The following is a 17,371-nucleotide window of genomic DNA, read 5'->3' as shown; positions in this document are numbered from 1 at the left end:
TCCTTCAACCCTAGCGCCGTAGCGTGGCCCCATGCGCATCCTCATTCTGGGCGGAACCGCCTTTCTCTCGTCTGAAATCGCCCGGCAGTCCGTTTCCGCAGGTCACACAGTCACGTGCCTGGCCCGCGGATCCGCGACGGAACCGCCAGCCGGCGTCCAGTGGGTAAGAGCGGACCGTTCACTCGGCGTGAACAGCTATGCACAGGTGGCAAGGGACTGGGACGCGGTGATTGACGTGGCTCGCGATCCTGTCCCTGCCAAGGAGGCGCTGACCGCACTGGCCCACCGGACCGCCCACTGGACGTTTGTGTCCAGCTGCTCCGTCTACGCAGACCATTCGACGCCGGGAGCGGCTGAGGACGCTGACCTGCTGGCACCGCTGCCAGCAGGCACGGAATCCACTCCGGATACATATGGTGAATCCAAGTCAGCGATTGAACAGGCCACCCTGGAGGCCGCGGGGGACAGGGCGCACCTCTGCCGCGCCGGCCTGATTAGCGGCCCCGGTGACGGGACGGACCGGTACGGCTACTGGCCTGCGAGGTTCGCCAGGGACGACGGCCCGGCCGTGGTCCCGGATATCGACGCCCACGCCACGCAGGTCATTGATGTGCGGGACCTGGCGGCCTGGGTCCTCGATGCTGCCCGGCGTGGGGTGACGGGGCCGCTGAACGCCGTGGGGGACCAGGTGCCCTTTGGCAACTACATCGAGGCGGCCAAAACAGTGGCCGAATACCGGGGCGAGGTCTTGAACGCGCCGGAGGATTGGCTGGTTAGAGCACGGTATCGACTACTGGGCCGGACCGGATTCCCTCCCGCTGTGGCTGCCGCCCGGCCACGAGGGGTTCTGCAGCCGCGGCAACCACGCCGCCAGGCAGGGCTCACGCCCGCCACCGAAGCACGGCTGGCAGAGGAGCTTGTTCGGAGCCGCTGAGGCCGGCCCCCTGAACTGGGTAGCACCCCACCCATGTAGGTCGCACTAACTGTCGTTATGAGCGCTCATAACGACAGTTACTGCGACCCAGTTGGGTCTCAGGCCACCACGGTCACGGGTGAATGATGGACTGGGAAGTTGACGCTCCGGGCGATGAAACAGACCGCGTTGGCTTCGCGGTGAAGCTGTTCAGCCAGATCCACATGGGCCGCGTCCGCCACGGTCACCCTCGGGTTCAGCGTGACGGACTCGAACTGTCCGCTGCCGTCGCGGTTCAGCCGCATCACACCGGTGGCGTCGTCCTGATAGTCGGTCACCACCACCCCGTGCTTCACCGCCACGTGCAGGAACGACAGCATGTGGCACTGCGCCAGCGCAGCCAGGAGCAGTTGCTCCGGGTTGTAGCGGTCACGGTCCCCATGGAACGTCGGATCGGCGGAACCGGGCAGGACCGGCAGCCCCGGGATCCGGATGTCGTGATCCCGTGAGTAGCCACGGTACGACGACGTGCCGTCTCCCAGGTTGCCGGTCCACTGCACCGTCAGGGAATAGTGGTGCTCGCCCCGACCCACGGCGCCAGCCTAGGCTTCGCCCGGCAGGACGTCGGCCGCGCGTGCCCGCAGAGCCCGGGCCACGCCGTCGCGGTTTTCCAGCATCATGCGGCGCAGGGCGGCGCTGTCGGCCGGCAGGCCGGCGAGGAAAGCATCCGTCCGGTCCACCGTTGCCTGCGTGGTCAGCAGCGCCGGGTAAAGCCCGACGACGATCTGCTGGGCGAGTGCGTGTGTGCGGTTTGCCACGATCCCGGGAACAGCCTCGAAGTACTTCTCCGCGTACGGCTCCAGCAGCGAACGGTCCAGCACCCGCATAAAGCCTGAGACCGCTGAACCCTGGAGCGCATTGGAGAGTTCTCCCGTGACCACGACCGAGTCCCAGGCGGCGGCTTTGGCTTCGGCGGTGGGGATGGCGGCCGTGGCCAGCGCCGCGGCGTTCTGTCCGCTCGCGGTGTTGTCGCGTTCCAGTTCGGCGTCGATCTGTGCCTGGCCCCGCCGGCCGCCGGCCACCAGGGACGCCAGCAGCTCCCAGCGGAGGTCCTGGTCCACGGCCAGCCCGTCCAGGGTCGCTGTGCCGTCCAGGAGCCCGGCGACGGTGTCCAGCTGGCCTGAGCTGCAGGCCAACAGGGCAAACGACTTCACAAACTGCAGCTGGGCGTCGGACCCGCCAGGTGCTGCGCTGGCAAGATCCCACAGCGTGTCCACGGCCGCGACCGTGGTGGCCTCGCGGTGCTCCTCGGCCACATAGAAGTTCAGCGTGGTGGCCAGCTGGCGCAGCTGGACCAGGATCACCGAAGAATCCGATTCCGCGGCCACGTTGGCCAGGATCAGCTCCACGTACCGGCGCGCCGGGGACTCGCCATCGCGGGCAGCGTCCCAGGCGGAGTTCCACACCAGGGTGCGCGGCAGGCTCTCGCTGAAGTCCTTCAGGTGCGCCGTTGCCGTGGCGAGGGACTTCTCGTCCAGCCGGACCTTGGCGTAGGCGAGGTCGTCGTCGTTGACCAGGATCAGGTCAGGCTGCGCCAGGCCGGCCAGCTCCGGCACCTCGGTGCGCTCGCCGTCGACGTCGAGCTCCTCGCGGTGCACGCGCTCCAGCTTGCCTGCGCTGTTCAGGTTGTAGAACCCGACGGCGAGCCGGTGCGGACGGATGGTGGGCCACTCCTCGACGGCGGACTGCACGATGGTGAAGGACGTCAGCGTCCCGGAGTCGTCCACGGAGAGTTCGGGCTTGAGCGTATTGACGCCGGCGGTTTCCAGCCAGAGGCGGCCCCACTGGTCCAGGTCGCGGCCGCTGGCCTTCTCCAGCTCCACCATGAGGTCGCTCAGCTCGGTGTTCTGCCAGGCGTGCTTGGCGAAGTACTCCCGGACCCCGGCCATAAACTGCTCCGGCCCCACCCAGGCCACCAGCTGGCGCAGCACTGAGGCGCCCTTGGCGTAGGTGATGCCGTCGAAGTTGACCTCCACATCCTGCAGGTCGTTGATGTAGGCGAAGATCGGGTGAGTGGTGGGCAGCTGGTCCTGGCGGTAGGCCCAGGACTTCTCCACCGAGGCGAAGGTGGTCCACGCGCTGGTGAAGGAAGTGTTTTCCACTGCCGCGAGGTGGGACATGTATTCGGCGAAGGATTCGTTGAGCCAGAGGTCATTCCACCAGCGCATGGTCACCAGGTCACCGAACCACATGTGCGCGAGTTCGTGCAGGACGGTGATGGCCCGGCGCTCGATCTGAGCCCCGGTCACCTTGCTCCGGAAAACGTAGCCTTCGAGGATGGTCACCGCGCCGGCATTCTCCATGGCGCCCGCGTTGAACTCGGGCACAAACAGCTGGTCGTACTTCTCGAACGGGTACGGGAAGCCGAACTGCGCCTCGAAGAATTCGAAGCCCTGACGGGTCAGCTCGAAGATGTTGTCCGCGTCGAGGTACTGCATCAGGGACTTCCGGGCAAAAACTCCCAGCGGGATCACCCGGCCGTCGGAACTGGCCACTTCGCTGCGGAGTGACTGGTACGGGCCGGCGATCAGGGCGGTGACGTAGGAGGACAGCCGTGGTGTGGGGGCGAACGTCCAGACCGAGCGGGCGCCGCCGTCGTCCCCTGGTGTGGACTCCACCGGGGCGGGGGTGGGGGAGTTGGAGATGACATCCCAGTGCGACGGCGCGGTGACCGTGAACCTGAAGGTGCCCTTGAGGTCGGGCTGCTCAAACACCGCAAACATCCGGCGCGAATCGGGAACCTCGAACTGCGTGTACAGGTACACCTCGTGGTCCACCGGATCCACAAAGCGGTGCAGGCCTTCGCCGGTGTTCATGTACGGCGCGTCGGCCACCACGGTGAGCTCGTTGGAGCCGGCGAGGTCCGGCAACTGGATCCGGATACCGTCGGACACTGCCGCAGGGTCCAGGGCGTGCCCGTTGAGCGTGACGCTGTGCACGGCGTGCGTGACGGCATCGATGAAAGTGGTGGAACCCGGCACTGCCGTGAACTTCACCGTGGTGGTGGTTCCGAAGACCTTCCCGCCCCTGGTCAGGTCGAGGATGACATCGTAGGAGTCAACGTTGATGAGTGCGGCACGCTCGCGGGCTTCGGCGCGAGTCAGGTTCATACCTGGCAAGTGGGGCCTCCAGAAGGGGTTGCGGTTGCCGGCGGGCGGTGGCCTGCACCGGCACAGTGAAGTCATTCTGTCACGGCCTCCGGCGGGAGTAGCGTTAATGCATGGGAAAGTTCCGGGATTCGGTGGACACCAAGGCACTGCGCTTCGCCGTCGGCTTTCCCGTGGTCCTGGCGGCGGCTTTTGTGTTCTGCGCCTTCTTGCTGCGTCCCGATCTTCCGGACCCGGTAGCGATCAGCTGGACGGCCGACGGCGGCGCCTCCTTTGCCCCGTTCGGCGCCTATGCGGGCGGCGGCGCGCTGCTCATCATCGCCTCAGGCTGGCTGGTGCTGTTCCAGGCGGTACCGCTGTCCCGGCCCGCTGTTATGCGCCGGATCATGATGGGAACGGGATTGTTCCTGAGCCTGTTCATCACCAGCGTCCTTGCGGCCGGGCTGGTGGGCCAGGCCGGCCTCGCCGACGCCCGGGAGTCCCGGGTGGATCTCACGGTCCTCGCATTGGGCAGCGGGGCGGCGTTGTCGCTGGGTGTCATCATGGGCTTCGTGTTCAAGGCCGACCGGCAGTGGTCGCTTGACGATGACCGGGCCCTGGAGCAGGCCCTCGCCCGCGAGCTTGACCCGGAGCTTGCGGGGGACACGTTCCGGATGTGGGTGCACGCCCGCAGCTCGGTCTTTGTGATGATCGCGGTGGCAAGCCTGTTCCCGGCCGCGCTGATCGCTGTGGCGCTGCCTTGGCTCGGGGCCCTGGTGGCTGCCCTCGCTGTGGTGGCCGCTGCTTTCCTCTGCGCCCGCGTCAAGGCCGACCGCCGTGGCCTGCGTGTCCTGGTGGCCGGCGTGCTGCCGGTCATGGATGTGCCGGCGGCCGCGATCTCCACCGCAAGTGCCGCGGACGTCCGCGCCGCCGACTACGGCGGGTGGGGCTACCGCAACCACAGCGGCACCGCCGCGATGCTGGTCAGCAGCGGCCCCGCCGTCGTCGTTCATCAAACCGATGGGCGCAACCTTGCGGTCAGCGGCGGCAGCCCAGCATCCGCGGCCCGGCTGGCCGAGGTCTTGACCCGGGTGGCTGCCAGGGCGCACGGGGGCACTTCCGGCGAACGCGCGCCGGAGTCCGAGTCCTAGTAACCTTGTCCCTGATGATCTGACCCTGGCCTGAACCAGCACTGCTGGCCCCGGCGCCGAAACGAACGGATACTGCTGTGACTTCTTCCCCTGCCTTCCCGCGGGTACACATCGCCACCGACCACGCCGGCATGGAACTCAGCGCCCACCTGGTCAGCCACCTCACGGCCAAGGGCTACGACGTGGTGGACCACGGCCCCAAGGAATACGACGCCCTGGACGATTACCCGTCCTTTTGCATCAACGCAGCGCTCGCCGTCGTCGCTGACCAGCAGGCAGGAATCCACGCCCTGGGTATCGTCCTGGGCGGCTCGGGCAACGGTGAGCAGATCGCCGCCAACAAGGTCAAGGGGGTCCGCGCAGCCCTCGCCTGGAACCACTCCACCGCAACTTTGGCACGCGAACACAACGACGCCAACGTGGTGGCCGTTGGCGGCCGCCAGCACACTGTCGGGGAAGCAACCGAACTGATCGAGGCGTTCCTGGCTGAGCCCTTCAGCAACGACGAAAGGCACGTCCGCCGCATCGGCAAGATCGCGTCTTACGAAACCACCGGCGAGGTCATCGAATAGTGCCCGAAGGGCATTCAGTCCGCCGCCTGGCGCAACAGTTCGGGGACGTCTTTACCGGGGAATCGCTATCCGTGAGCAGCCCGCAGGGCCGGTTCGTTGCCGGCGCAGCCCTGCTGGACGGCCAGGTCCTGACGGATTCGCGCGCCCACGGCAAGCATCTCTTCCTGCATTTTGACCACGCCGTGGTGCTGCACGTCCACCTGGGGCTCTACGGGGCCTGGGACTTCGGCGGCGACGCGACCTTCAGCGGGGCCTCCAGCATCGGTGCCCCGCGGAAGATCGGGGAGCGCGAGGTTTTCGAGGACCCCGAAATTACCGACGACGCCGGGATGGTTGAGTACGAGGGCCCGCCCGAGCCCCGCGGCGCCGTGCGTGTCCGGCTGGTCAGCAAGCATGGCTGGGCGGACCTCCGCGGTGCCACCACTTGCGCGGCTATCACCGAGGCAGAAGCCCGGGCCGTCCTGGCCCGGCTGGGGCCGGATCCGCTGCACAACCATCCCGCGGACAGGACCCGCTTTGTGACGGGCCTTTTGTCCCGCAAGACGTCCATCGCAGCGCTGCTGATGGACCAGAAGGTGATTGCCGGCGTCGGGAATGTCTACCGGGCCGAAGTGCTGTTCCGGCAGCGGCTGGATCCGTGGCTGCCGGGTACTGGACTCTCCAGCAGCGCCGCCGGTCTGTTGTGGGATGACACAGCCGCAGTTATGGCCGACGGCGTCCGTGACGGGCGGATCATCACCACACCGCCGGTGTATTGGGAGCCGGATAACCGGGAACCGGGGGCGCTCCTGCCCACGGGCGGCGACGCCCACTTCGTGTACAAGCGGGAAGGGCAGCCCTGCCGAGTCTGTGCCGTGCCGGTGGCCATCACCGAAATTGTGGGCCGCAAGCTGTACTGGTGCCCCGGCTGCCAGCAGCAGTAGCCAACAAAGTCAGCTTGATCCCAAGTCAGCCAAACAAAAAGCAGGGCCCCTCACTGAGGGGCCCTGCTTTTATGTGGAGGGGACGACGGGAATCGAACCCGCATCATCAGTTTGGAAGACTGAGGCTTTACCACTAAGCTACGTCCCCGGAAAAATACAGCTCAGCTGTTGCATCAGGCTGCACTGCGTTTCTTCGGGCTGGCTGTTGAAGCCGGATACAACTAAACCTAATTCATGCCCCACGTGTCAAATGTGCAAAGAACGCCCGGATGACCGTAGACTTGCCTGTGCACTTACGGGGTGTAGCTCAGCTTGGCTAGAGCACCTGCTTTGGGAGCAGGAAGTCGCAGGTTCAAATCCTGTCACCCCGACTCTGCGGCTCGGGCCGTGCATACGGCCCGGGCAGAAAAATGCGTTTGCAGAAACCCATCCCACAAACCCAGGAGTACTTAGACCGTGAAGAGCGCTGTCGAGAACCTCACCCCCACGCGGGTCAAGCTCAATGTTGAGGTCCCTTTTGAGGAATTGAAGCCCAGCATCGACGAGGCATACAAGACTGTTGCTTCGCAGATCCAGGTCCCTGGCTTCCGTAAGGGCAAGGTCCCGTCCAAGCTGATTGACCAGCGCGTTGGCCGCGGCTACGTCCTGGAGACGGCCATCAACGAAGGCCTCAACGGCTGGTACCAGGCTGCAGTCCAGGAATCCGGCATCCGCCCCCTGAGCCGTCCTGAGGTTGAAATCACCGAAGTTCCGGACCCCAGCTCCACGGACGGGGAACTGAAGTTCCACGCCGAGGTTGATATCCGTCCGGAGATCGAACTTCCCGACTACGCCGGCATCAAGGTCGAGGTAGCCGCAGCGGAGTCCTCCGACGAAGACGTTGACAAGGCCCTGGATGAACTGCGCGGCCGCTTCGGCACGCTGAAGTCCGTGGACCGCCCGGCCGCCGATGGCGACTTCCTGACCATCGACATCACCGCCACCATTGACGGCGCCGACGTTGATTCCGCGTCCGGCCTGTCCTACCAGGTGGGCACCGAAACCATGCTCGAGGGCCTGGACGAGGCCGTGACCGGCCTCAGCGTTGACGAGGACGCCATCTTCGAAACCACCCTGGTGGGCGGTGACCACGCTGGCGAGTCCGCCCAGGTGAAGGTTGTTGTCAAGGCCGTCAAGGAGCGCGAGCTTCCCGAGGCCAACGACGACTTCGCCCAGCTGGCCTCCGAGTTCGACACACTCGCCGAACTCCGTGAGGACCTGGCCAAGCAGGCCGCCGACTCCAAGGTTATTGAGCAGGGCGTAGAGGCCCGCGACAAGGTCCTGGACAAGCTCGTTGAGCTCGTTGAGGTTCCGGTTCCCGACTCCGTGGTTGAAGAGCAGGTCGACGCCCACTTCAAGGAGGGCAACGGCCACGGTGAAGGCGAACACGACACCGAGGAGCACCGCGAAGAGGTCAAGGCCAACACCGCCCGCGCCTTCCAGAACGAAGTCATCCTTGACGCCATTGCCGAAAAGGAAGAAGTCAACGTCAGCCAGGCTGAGCTGATCGACTACATTGTCAGCGCCGCCAGCCAGTACGGCATGGACCCGAACCAGTTCGCCCAGATCATCGATCAGAGCGGCCAAGTTCCCATGATGGTTTCCGAGGTCCGCCGCCGGAAGGCCCTGGCCGTAGTCCTGGGACAGGCCACCGTGACCGACACCGACGGCAAGACCGTTGACCTCAGCGACTTTGTCCGCCCCGGCGGCGAAGATGAGGCTCCCGCCGTTGAGGCTGAGTCCGCTGAAGACACCAACGCCGAGACCGAGGCCACCCCGAGTGACGACCCGGCAGCCGTGAAGTTCTAGCACGCCCCTGGCAGTGCGACTGAAGGCAGCCCCCGGACCTACTGGTCCGGGGGCTGCCTTGGTTAACGGGCCGTCGCAGGGATCGTGCGCCGTCAGCGAACAGCGCGATTCCCGCGAACAAATCGGCCACCAAACCGGTTAGTGTCCAAGTAGTGAAGTTCAGTGATGTCACCGTCACCAGCGAGAGGTAAGTACATATGTCACAGCACGCAGAGGCCCCCCGGATGGCGACTGTAGATCCGGCCGGCCAGGACAACTACATCTACAACCGCCTCCTGAAAGAGCGCATCATCTGGCTGGGCTCCGAGGTGCGTGACGACAACGCCAACGCCATCTGCTCGCAGCTGCTGCTCCTGTCCGCCGAGAACCCGGAAAAGGACATCTACCTTTACATCAACTCTCCCGGCGGCTCCGTGACCGCGGGCATGGCCATCTATGACACCATGCAGTTCATCCCGAACGATGTCGTCACCGTCGCCACCGGCCTGGCAGCCTCCATGGGCCAGTTCCTGCTCTCCTCCGGCACCAAGGGCAAGCGCTACGCCACCCCCAACGCCCGCGTCCTGATGCACCAGCCCTCCGGCGGCATCGGCGGCACGGCCTCGGACATTAAGATCCAGGCCGAGCTGATCCTGCACATGAAGAAGGTCATGGCTGAACTGACCGCGGATCAGACCGGCCAGTCGGTGGAAACCATCCTCAAGGACAACGACCGCGACAAGTGGTTCACCGCGCCTGAAGCCCTCGAATACGGCTTCTTCGACAAGATCGCTGCCCACGCCAATTCCGTCTCCGGCGGCGGCGGAACCGCCAATGGTACCTCCGGCGAGTCAGCCTCCGAGAAGTAACCCGGCACTTAGAACACTTAGATCAGGAGCAACAAAATGACTTACAACTTCGGATCGACTGCCGGTAATCTTCCGACCAGCCGCTACGTCCTTCCCCAGTTCGAAGAGCGCACGCCTTATGGCTTCAAGCGCCAGGACCCCTACACCAAGCTGTTCGAGGACCGCATTATCTTCCTCGGCGTCCAGGTGGATGACGCCTCCGCCGATGACGTCATGGCCCAGCTGCTGGTCCTTGAGTCCACCGACCCGGACCGTGACATCACCCTGTACATCAACTCCCCGGGTGGCTCGTTCACCGCCATGACGGCGATCTACGACACCATGCAGTACATCCGGCCCGAGATCCAGACCGTCTGCCTGGGCCAGGCGGCAAGCGCCGCCGCGGTCCTGCTGGCTGCCGGTACGCCCGGGAAGCGGCTGGCACTGCCCAACGCCCGTGTCCTGATCCACCAGCCGGCACTGTCCGGCGGCCAGGGCGGCCAGGCTTCGGACCTTGAGATCCAGGCGGCCGAAGTCATGCGAATGCGCTCCTGGCTTGAGGACACGCTGGCGCACCACTCCGGCCGGACCTCAGAGCAGGTCAACAACGACATCGAGCGCGACAAGATCCTGACCGCGGCCGACGCCCTGGATTATGGCCTTATAGACCAGGTCCTTGATTCCCGCAAGATCAAGCCGCAGGCAATTACCAGGTAGTACGGCTCTTCGGCGGCCGGTGCGGTCCCAGTTATTTGGGCCGCACCGGCCTTCGCTTTCCACCCTTGGACGCAATTGTGACCTAGAGTGGAAGATGTCACGGCCGGTCCTCCCAGGCCCGCCACGATTCCAGCAACGGTGCACAGCTGCCTGGCAGCAAGATACTTAAGGGGTTCACATATGGCTCGGATTGGCGAGAGCACGGATCTGCTGAAGTGTTCTTTCTGCGGAAAGAGCCAGAAGCAGGTACGCAAGCTCATTGCCGGGCCCGGTGTCTACATCTGCGACGAATGCATTGAGCTCTGCAACGAGATCATTGAGGAAGAGCTCGCGGAAGTCGCCGATCTGGGAAGCTTCGAACTGCCCAAGCCCCGCGAGATCTTCGACTTCCTGCAGGAATACGTCATCGGCCAGGAACCGGCCAAGCGTTCCCTCGCCGTCGCCGTTTACAACCACTACAAGCGGATCCAGGCCGGCCACGCCCCGAAGAGCGGCAGCCTCGCCGACGGCGGCCACCACGACGACGTCGAAATCGCCAAGTCCAACATCCTCCTGATCGGCCCCACCGGTTGCGGCAAAACTTACCTTGCCCAGACACTGGCGCGGCGGCTGAATGTTCCGTTCGCGGTGGCCGACGCCACGGCGCTCACCGAAGCCGGCTATGTGGGTGAGGACGTGGAGAACATCCTCCTCAAGCTCATCCAGTCAGCGGATTACGACGTCAAAAAGGCCGAACAGGGCATCATCTACATTGACGAAATCGACAAGATTTCGCGCAAAAGCGAGAACCCCTCCATCACCCGGGACGTCTCAGGCGAGGGCGTGCAGCAGGCCCTCCTGAAGATCCTCGAAGGAACCGTAGCCTCCGTTCCGCCCCAGGGCGGACGCAAGCACCCCCACCAGGAATTCATCCAGATCGACACCACCAACGTGCTGTTTATTGTGGCGGGCGCCTTTGCCGGGCTGGAAGAGATCATCGGTTCGCGCTCGGGACGCAAGGGCATCGGCTTCGGCGCCCCACTCAACGATGCCAGCAACAAGGTGGACTCCTACGGCGAAGTGATGCCCGAGGACCTCCTGAAGTTCGGCCTCATCCCGGAATTCATCGGCCGCCTGCCCGTGATCACCACGGTCTCCAGCCTGGACCGCGACGCCCTCATCCAGATCCTCTCGACGCCGAAGAACGCGCTGGTCAAGCAGTACCAGAAGATGTTCCAGATCGACGGCGTGGAACTCGTCTTCGATGACGACGCCCTCAATGCCATCGCCGACCAGGCACTGGAGCGTGGCACCGGTGCCCGTGGCCTGCGCGCCATCATGGAGGAAGTGCTGCTCCCGGTCATGTTCGACCTCCCCAGCCGCGAAGACGTGGCCAGCGTGGTCATCACCGCCGACGTTGTCCTCAGCAAGGCCGAGCCAACCCTCATTCCGCACGTGACCAAGCGACGCAAGTCCGCCTGACACGTCCGCCACCCCGCCTGACACTTCCGCCTTCCACCCCCGCACGCCCAGGAACCAGGGGACTCACGCATGACTGAAACAACCATCAACCAGGCCGACTTCTGGTTCGATCCGCTGTGCCCGTTCGCCTGGATCACCTCACGCTGGATCGGCGAGGTTGAGGCCGTCCGCGATATCAAAACGGTGTGGCATGTGATGAGCCTGGCCGTCCTCAACGAAGGGCGCGAACTCGACGCCGGCTACCGGGAGCTCATGGACAAGGCGTGGGGCCCGGTCCGGGTCATCATCGCGGCCCAGGAGCAGCACGGCCACCACGTGGTGAAGCCGCTCTACGACGCCATGGGCACTCTGATCCACCTTGGCGGGGAGAAGGACTACGGCGTTGTCATCAGCAAGGCGCTGGCCGAGTGCGGACTCCCGGCCAGCCTGGCAGACGTAGCCACCACGGACGCCTTCGATACCCAGCTCAGGGCCAGCCACGAGGAGGGCATCTCGCTGGTGGGCCAGGACGTCGGCACGCCGGTTGTTGCCTTCAACGGAACGGCTTTCTTCGGGCCCGTGCTGACCCGCATCCCGTGCGGCGAACAGGCGGGCCGGCTGTGGGATGCCACCGTCACACTCGCCTCGTACCCGCACTTCTTCGAGATTAAGCGCAGCCGCAGCGAACGTCCCGAATTCAACTGACGCAGACAGCAAAGAGCCCCGGACGAACTACTCTGATGTAGTTCTTCCGGGGCTCTTGCGCATCCAAACCGTCGGGACAACAATGGTCTTACCCACTTCGAAAGAAGCGGGACGCAGGAACCAAAGATTCAGTGATATGTATCCGACGCAGCCATCGGCAAAGTCAGATACAAGCTACCAGTGACGAGGTAGGAAGACCTGAAGATCCAAGGATCCTGCCAGACCAGCAAAGACGTCACCAGGATGGCCGAAAAGTCGAAGCCCCACCAACGGCAAAACGCTGATGGGGCTTCCCCTTTGCCCAAAAACAGGTCAGGCCTTGGGCTGTTCCTCCGGGGCGGCCAGCACGACATCGCTGACGGTCAGTTCGCCGTCGCCTGCCACGAGGGTCAGTTCGCGGGCGTTCGAGGCTGCCTTCAGGTCGCCAAGTCCGGCCTTCAGCTGCGTGGTCAGGGATTCCGACGCCGTGATGGTGGCGGAGAGGACCTCGGTGCGCTGCTTGACCTTGGCCTCGGACTTTGCCTTACGGACACCGCTCAGGGCCGTGCCAACGGTGGCAAGCAGGGTGGTGTCGCCGTCAACGTCCACTGCGGTGGGCCACTGCGCACGGTGCACGGAGCCGTTGCGCCACCAGCCCCAGACCTCTTCGGTGGCGAAGGGCAGGAACGGGGCGAACAGGCGGAGCAGCGTGTCCAGGCTGGTGGCGAGAGCTGCCAGCACGGAGGCTTGCTCAGCGTCGCCGGCGGCACCGTAGGCGCGGTCCTTGATGAGCTCCACGTAATCGTCCGTGAACTGCCAGAAGAAGCTCTCGGTGATCTGCAGGGCCCGGGCGTAGTCGTAGTTCTCGAACGCCTTGGTGGACTGGCGCACCACCTCGGCCAGCTGGGCCAGCACCGCGCGGTCTAAGGGGTTGATCAAGGGCCCCGACGCGGGTGCTTTTTCCGCGTTGGGTCGATCAACACCGGGGTTGGTCAGCACCGAGAGATCGGTGGAGACCACGGAATTCTCCGTCGCGCCCAGGTTCAGGACGAACTTTGAGGCGTTCAGCAGCTTGATGGCAAGGCGGCGGCCGATCTTCATCTGCGCGATCTCGTATGCCGTATCCGCGCCGAGCTTGGCGGACGTGGCCCAGTAGCGGACGGCGTCGGAGCCGAATTCGTCCAGCACATCGGTGGGAACCACCACGTTGCCCTTGGACTTGGACATCTTCTTCCGGTCCGGGTCCAGGATCCAGCCGGAGATGGCGGCATGCTTCCACGGCGCGGCGTGCTGCAGCGCATCAGCCTGGACTACCGAGGAGAACAGCCAGGTGCGGATGATGTCGTGGCCCTGGGGGCGCAGGTCAAACGGGAAGACCTTGGCGAAGAGGTCCTCGTCCCGGCTCCAGCCGCCCACAATCTGCGGCGTTAGGGAAGACGTGGCCCACGTATCCAGGATGTCAGCGTCGCCAGCGAAGCCACCAGGAACGCCGCGCTGGGCTTCGTCGTAACCGGGTGCGGCATCGGCGGCGGGGTCAACCGGCAGCTGTTCGTCCAGGGGCACGATCGGGGCGTCGTACTGCGGGTTGCCCTCGGCGTCCAGCGGGTACCAGACGGGAATGGGCACACCGAAGAAGCGCTGGCGGGACACGAGCCAGTCGCCGTTCAGCCCGGAGATCCAGTTCTCGAAGCGGGACCGCATAAAGGCCGGGTGGAAGTCGATCTCGTGGCCGCGCGCGATCAGGCGGGCGCGGCGCTCTTCGTCGCGGCCGCCGTTGCGGTAGTACCACTGGCGTGAGGTGACAACCTCGAGGGGCTTGTCGCCCTTTTCGTAGAAGTTCACCGGGTGCATGATCTTCTTCGGTTCGCCGTCGATCAGATCTTCGGCGGCCAGGAGCTCCACCACTGTTTCCTTGGCGCTGAAGATGGTCTTGCCGGCGATGGCTTCGTAGGCGGTGCGCCCTGCATCGGTGGTGATCCAGTCCGGGGTTTCGCCGACGATCCGGCCGTCCCGGCCCACGATGGCTCGGGTGGGCAGCTGGAGTTCCCGCCACCAGGTGACGTCGGTGAGGTCACCGAACGTACACACCATGGCGATGCCGGAGCCCTTGTCCGCCTTGGCCAGCGGGTGGGCCTTGACCTCAACCTCAACACCGAAGACCGGGGACGTGACCATCTTGCCGAACAGCGGCTGGTACCGCTCGTCGTCGGGGTTTGCAACGAGGGCGGCGCAGGCTGCCAGCAGTTCGGGACGGGTGGTCTCGACACAGATCTTTTCGCCGTCTTCGGTGAAGAACGGGTAGCGGTAGTACGCGCCGGCAACTTCGCGGTCTTCGAGTTCCGCCTGGGCCACGGCCGTGCGGAAGGTGATGTCCCAGAGGGTTGGCGCTTCGGCCATGTACGCGTCGCCGGCTGCCAGGTTGGCCAGGAAGGCGCGCTGAGAGACTTCGCGGGAGGCGTCGTCGATGGTCCGGTACGTCAGTTGCCAGTCCACGGAAAGTCCGAGCTGCTGGAACAGGCTTTCGAAGACCTTCTCGTCCTCCACGGCAAGTTCTTCACACAGCTCGATGAAGTTCCGGCGCGAGACGACGTCGAAATCGCGCTGGTTCTTGGCGGGCTCGGCCGGGGCGCGGTAGCCGGCGTCGTACGGGATGGCCGGATCGCAGCGCACACCGTAGTAGTTCTGGACGCGGCGCTCGGTGGGCAGGCCGTTGTCATCCCAACCCATCGGGTAGAACACGTTCTTGCCGATCATTCGCTGGTAGCGGGCCAGCACGTCCGTCTGCGTGAAGGAGAACATGTGCCCCACGTGCAGGGAGCCCGACGCGGTGGGCGGGGGAGTGTCGATCGAGTAGACCTGCTCCCGGGTGGTGTCCGGGTTGAACTTGTAGGTCCCTTCGGCAAGCCAGCGCTGCGTGAGGGCAGCTTCGAGCCCCTCAAGGGCGGGCTTGTCCGGAACGTTGATAGGGGCGGTGGAGGGCGTGTCTGTACCCTGAGTGTCTTGAGCCATCTGGCAATTGTTTCATGTTCCGCTGCCGCGGCCTGCCGTTACATGCGGGAGATGGGCGCAACCGCGGAAAGTTCAAACTCAAGCACCGGTAGCTGCTCTGCCGTTAGGGTGGTGCCATGACTGAGGATTCACGGAACGCGACAGCACAGAACCAGGCATCACAAAGCGATTCACTCCAGAACAGGGCGGCGGTGGTTACCGGCGCCAGCACCGGCATCGGCGAGGCGACCGTGCGGGCATTGCGGGAGGAAGGCTGGACGGTATTCGCTGTGGCACGCCGCGCCGAACGGCTGGCCGCGCTGGAAGCTGAAACAGGCGCCGTCGGAATTCCCGCTGACATCACCGAGGACGACGACGTCGCCAGGCTCCTTGCCCGCGTCACCGAAGCCGGCGGCGTGGGGACGCTCATCAACATCGCCGGCGGGGCCCGGGGTGCTGACCTGGTGGGCGAGGCCAACACCGAGGACTGGGAATGGATGTTCCGGGTCAACGTCCTCGGCACCGTGAAGCTCACCCGGGCGTTCTTGCCGATGCTCCGCGCCAACGGCGAAGGAACCGTCCTGAACCTGACGTCGACCGCCGGACTCGTGGCCTACGAGGGCGGCGGCGGCTACAACGCCGCCAAGTTTGCCCAGCACGCACTGACTGGTGCCCTCCGGCTGGAAGAGGCGGAGCACAATATCCGCGTCATCGAGATAGCCCCGGGCCTTGTCCGCACCGAAGAGTTCGCGCTCAACCGCTTTGGTAACCAGGACGCCGCGGAGAAGGTTTACCAGGGCGTGGAGAAGCCCCTGACCGCAGCCGACGTCGCCGACGTGGTGCGCTACGCCGTCAGCGCGCCGCACCATGTCAACCTGGACCAGATCGTGATCCGGCCCGTTGCGCAGGCGGCCACCCACAAGCTGATCCGCAAGCGTTAGGGAAGCTGGATCTCCAGGGTGGCGATCACTGCAGCGTGGTCGGTGCCGCTGACAGGGTGGACCGAGTAACCCGAACTTGAAATGTCCGGGCTGGTCACCAAATGGTCCAGAGTCACGCCGGGAAGGCTGTAATCCCGCATCGGCCAGGTGGGGATGAGCCGGCTGCCCAACGCGGTTGCAACATCCACCAGTTTCCGGCCGCCGCCGGCCCCCTCCAGCATCGCGCGGAATTCCCAGTGGTCATATGTCGCGTTGAAATCGCCCGCCAGAAGCGTAGGACCGGCTCCGCTGCTTGCCCGGGCCACAGCTGTAAGGTCACTTCGCCATTGCTGAACGGCATTGTCCACGGGCGCGTGCGTGTGCACATTGATGACCGTCAGGCCGGCGCCGGAGCCCGGGTCACTGGTCTCAAGCCGGACAATCGGCATACTGAACGCTGTGTCAGGGACCAGTCCCACCTCCTTTAGCCGGAAAGACGAGTAGACGGCGCTGCCGGCCGCTCCATTCCGGGGATGGGACACGCGGTGGGGAAGCACGCTGCCCAGGTCCGCACGCGCCAGCCGATTCTCCAACTCCTGGCTGTGCTCCTGGACGGTCAGCAGATCAACATGGTGGTCCTGGACCAGCCGGACGATGGCGGCGCTATCAGCACCTCCGAGCCGGGCATTGAGGTTCATGACTGTCAGCTTCGCCGCGGCTGGAGCATCCGGCCCCCGGACCTGGGGGTACCCTCCCTGACGGGCCAGGAACACTTCCGGCGGGAACAGCCAGATGACCTGTGCGATCAGCAGGATCGCCGCCGGCAGGATAGCCCAGGCACGCCGGCTGGGCAGTGCCAGCAACACCGCGGCCGCGGCGAGGAATGCCAGCCACGGCGTAAAGGCCACTACCTGTACCACAAGCGGCGGCCACGGCGCCGGGACGGCGCGGAACCAGGACAGTGCCACAACAGGTGCCGCAACCAGGCCAGCAGACCACAGCCAGCCGCGGTGTGCACGATGGCCCATCAGGGACCGGAACAAATCGCCCGGGAGACTGTCATGGCACGAGTCTAAACAGTCGCCGCCCTGGCGTCGCCCGTTGATTGGATCGGCTTTGCGATGAAGCCCAACGTTTGCTGTCCCGTCGCACTCCGGCCAGCCCGCTGTGGCCTGACGTTGGCCGCAGGACGGCACTGTAGCAGGCGCAAACTGCACGCCACGAGCGGAGATTCTTTCCAAT

The 17,371-nt window shown here is 65.1% G+C and carries 13 protein-coding genes, 2 tRNA genes and 1 pseudogene; 11 read left to right on the top strand and 5 right to left on the bottom strand.

Translation table 11 applies throughout. From position 1 onward, the window contains the following. Window positions 1-31 precede the first annotated feature (31 nt). A pseudogene (locus tag NG701_RS07105) lies at window positions 32-920 on the top strand (NAD-dependent epimerase/dehydratase family protein); the annotation flags it as partial. Between the two features lie 112 nt (window positions 921-1,032). On the opposite strand, the gene NG701_RS07100 reads toward NG701_RS07105, so the two are convergent. Together NG701_RS07100 and pepN are read right to left on the bottom strand one after the other, a co-directional pair. Then, window positions 1,033-1,506 (bottom strand): OsmC family protein, encoded by a 474-nt coding sequence (locus NG701_RS07100; RefSeq protein WP_252565740.1) that lies wholly within the window; start codon window positions 1,504-1,506, stop codon window positions 1,033-1,035. A gap of 9 nt (window positions 1,507-1,515) precedes the next feature. Continuing rightward, entirely contained in the window at window positions 1,516-4,083 is a 2,568-nt protein-coding gene (pepN, locus tag NG701_RS07095; RefSeq protein ID WP_252565738.1) for an aminopeptidase N, read from the bottom strand. 110 nt (window positions 4,084-4,193) lie between these two features. On the opposite strand from pepN, the gene NG701_RS07090 reads away from it, so the two are divergent. From NG701_RS07090 to NG701_RS07080, 3 genes are all read left to right on the top strand, one after another. Then, window positions 4,194-5,210, top strand: a complete 1,017-nt coding sequence (locus NG701_RS07090; protein ID WP_252565735.1) for a hypothetical protein — start codon at window positions 4,194-4,196, stop codon at window positions 5,208-5,210. A gap of 77 nt (window positions 5,211-5,287) precedes the next feature. Next, window positions 5,288-5,782 carry a ribose-5-phosphate isomerase gene (locus NG701_RS07085; RefSeq protein WP_252565732.1) on the top strand — a complete coding sequence of 165 codons (495 nt, stop codon included), beginning with the start codon at window positions 5,288-5,290 and terminating at the stop codon, window positions 5,780-5,782. Further along, window positions 5,782-6,705, top strand: coding sequence for an Fpg/Nei family DNA glycosylase (locus tag NG701_RS07080; protein WP_252565729.1), 924 nt, complete (start codon window positions 5,782-5,784; stop codon window positions 6,703-6,705). Before NG701_RS07085 ends, NG701_RS07080 begins: the two co-directional genes overlap by 1 nt. Before the next feature lie 74 nt (window positions 6,706-6,779). Here NG701_RS07080 and NG701_RS07075 read toward each other — a convergent pair. After that, a tRNA-Gly gene (locus tag NG701_RS07075) sits at window positions 6,780-6,853 on the bottom strand. Window positions 6,854-7,001: 148 nt separating this feature from the next. Between NG701_RS07075 and NG701_RS07070 the strand changes: the two genes are divergently transcribed. The 6 genes from NG701_RS07070 to NG701_RS07045 all read left to right on the top strand — a co-directional run bounded on the left by NG701_RS07070 (window position 7,002) and on the right by NG701_RS07045 (window position 12,242). Further along, window positions 7,002-7,076, top strand: a tRNA-Pro gene (locus NG701_RS07070). Window positions 7,077-7,161: 85 nt separating this feature from the next. Next, window positions 7,162-8,553, top strand: a complete 1,392-nt coding sequence (gene tig, locus NG701_RS07065; protein WP_252565726.1) for a trigger factor — start codon at window positions 7,162-7,164, stop codon at window positions 8,551-8,553. Between the two features lie 224 nt (window positions 8,554-8,777). Further along, complete coding sequence (locus NG701_RS07060; RefSeq protein WP_252566136.1) at window positions 8,778-9,401, top strand: ATP-dependent Clp protease proteolytic subunit; 624 nt, start codon at window positions 8,778-8,780, stop codon at window positions 9,399-9,401. A 36-nt stretch (window positions 9,402-9,437) separates the two neighbouring features. Then, entirely contained in the window at window positions 9,438-10,097 is a 660-nt protein-coding gene (locus tag NG701_RS07055) for an ATP-dependent Clp protease proteolytic subunit (RefSeq protein ID WP_141140836.1), read from the top strand. A 180-nt stretch (window positions 10,098-10,277) separates the two neighbouring features. Next, window positions 10,278-11,558, top strand: a complete 1,281-nt coding sequence (gene clpX / locus NG701_RS07050) for an ATP-dependent Clp protease ATP-binding subunit ClpX (RefSeq protein ID WP_252565723.1) — start codon at window positions 10,278-10,280, stop codon at window positions 11,556-11,558. Window positions 11,559-11,627: 69 nt separating this feature from the next. Next, the gene (locus NG701_RS07045) at window positions 11,628-12,242 is read left to right on the top strand and encodes a mycothiol-dependent nitroreductase Rv2466c family protein (protein WP_252565720.1); all 615 of its coding nucleotides are present in this window, start codon (window positions 11,628-11,630) and stop codon (window positions 12,240-12,242) included. A 312-nt stretch (window positions 12,243-12,554) separates the two neighbouring features. Here NG701_RS07045 and valS read toward each other — a convergent pair whose 3' ends face one another. Beyond that, window positions 12,555-15,230, bottom strand: a complete 2,676-nt coding sequence (gene valS / locus NG701_RS07040) for a valine--tRNA ligase (protein ID WP_252565717.1) — start codon at window positions 15,228-15,230, stop codon at window positions 12,555-12,557. A 116-nt stretch (window positions 15,231-15,346) separates the two neighbouring features. Between valS and NG701_RS07035 the strand changes: the two genes are divergently transcribed. Further along, window positions 15,347-16,150 (top strand): SDR family oxidoreductase, encoded by an 804-nt coding sequence (locus NG701_RS07035; RefSeq protein WP_252565715.1) that lies wholly within the window; start codon window positions 15,347-15,349, stop codon window positions 16,148-16,150. On the opposite strand, the gene NG701_RS07030 is transcribed toward NG701_RS07035, so the two are convergent. Continuing rightward, window positions 16,147-17,157 carry an endonuclease/exonuclease/phosphatase family protein gene (locus NG701_RS07030; RefSeq protein WP_252565712.1) on the bottom strand — a complete coding sequence of 337 codons (1,011 nt, stop codon included), beginning with the start codon at window positions 17,155-17,157 and terminating at the stop codon, window positions 16,147-16,149. The two genes, NG701_RS07035 and NG701_RS07030, sit on opposite strands and share 4 nt — an antisense overlap. Window positions 17,158-17,371 lie beyond the last annotated feature (214 nt).

It is taken from the genome of Pseudarthrobacter cellobiosi, assembly GCF_023913815.1.
Lineage (GTDB): Bacteria > Actinomycetota > Actinomycetes > Actinomycetales > Micrococcaceae > Arthrobacter > Arthrobacter cellobiosi.
The sequence above is the reverse complement of the archived record's forward strand: the minus strand, read 5'-3'. Positions and strand labels throughout refer to the sequence as shown.

Excerpts from the sequence above, each read along its gene's own strand:
- NG701_RS07045 (WP_252565720.1), top strand. The coding sequence starts at position 11,628 with ATGACTGAAACAACCATCAACCAGGCCGACTTCTGGTTCGATCCGCTG.
- NG701_RS07035 (WP_252565715.1), top strand. The coding sequence starts at position 15,347 with ATGACTGAGGATTCACGGAACGCGACAGCACAGAACCAGGCATCACAA.
- NG701_RS07090 (WP_252565735.1), top strand. The coding sequence starts at position 4,194 with ATGGGAAAGTTCCGGGATTCGGTGGACACCAAGGCACTGCGCTTCGCC.
- pepN (WP_252565738.1), bottom strand. The coding sequence starts at position 4,083 with ATGAACCTGACTCGCGCCGAAGCCCGCGAGCGTGCCGCACTCATCAAC.
- clpX (WP_252565723.1), top strand. The coding sequence starts at position 10,278 with ATGGCTCGGATTGGCGAGAGCACGGATCTGCTGAAGTGTTCTTTCTGC.
- NG701_RS07055 (WP_141140836.1), top strand. The coding sequence starts at position 9,438 with ATGACTTACAACTTCGGATCGACTGCCGGTAATCTTCCGACCAGCCGC.
- NG701_RS07030 (WP_252565712.1), bottom strand. The coding sequence starts at position 17,157 with ATGGGCCATCGTGCACACCGCGGCTGGCTGTGGTCTGCTGGCCTGGTT.
- valS (WP_252565717.1), bottom strand. The coding sequence starts at position 15,230 with ATGGCTCAAGACACTCAGGGTACAGACACGCCCTCCACCGCCCCTATC.
- NG701_RS07060 (WP_252566136.1), top strand. The coding sequence starts at position 8,778 with ATGGCGACTGTAGATCCGGCCGGCCAGGACAACTACATCTACAACCGC.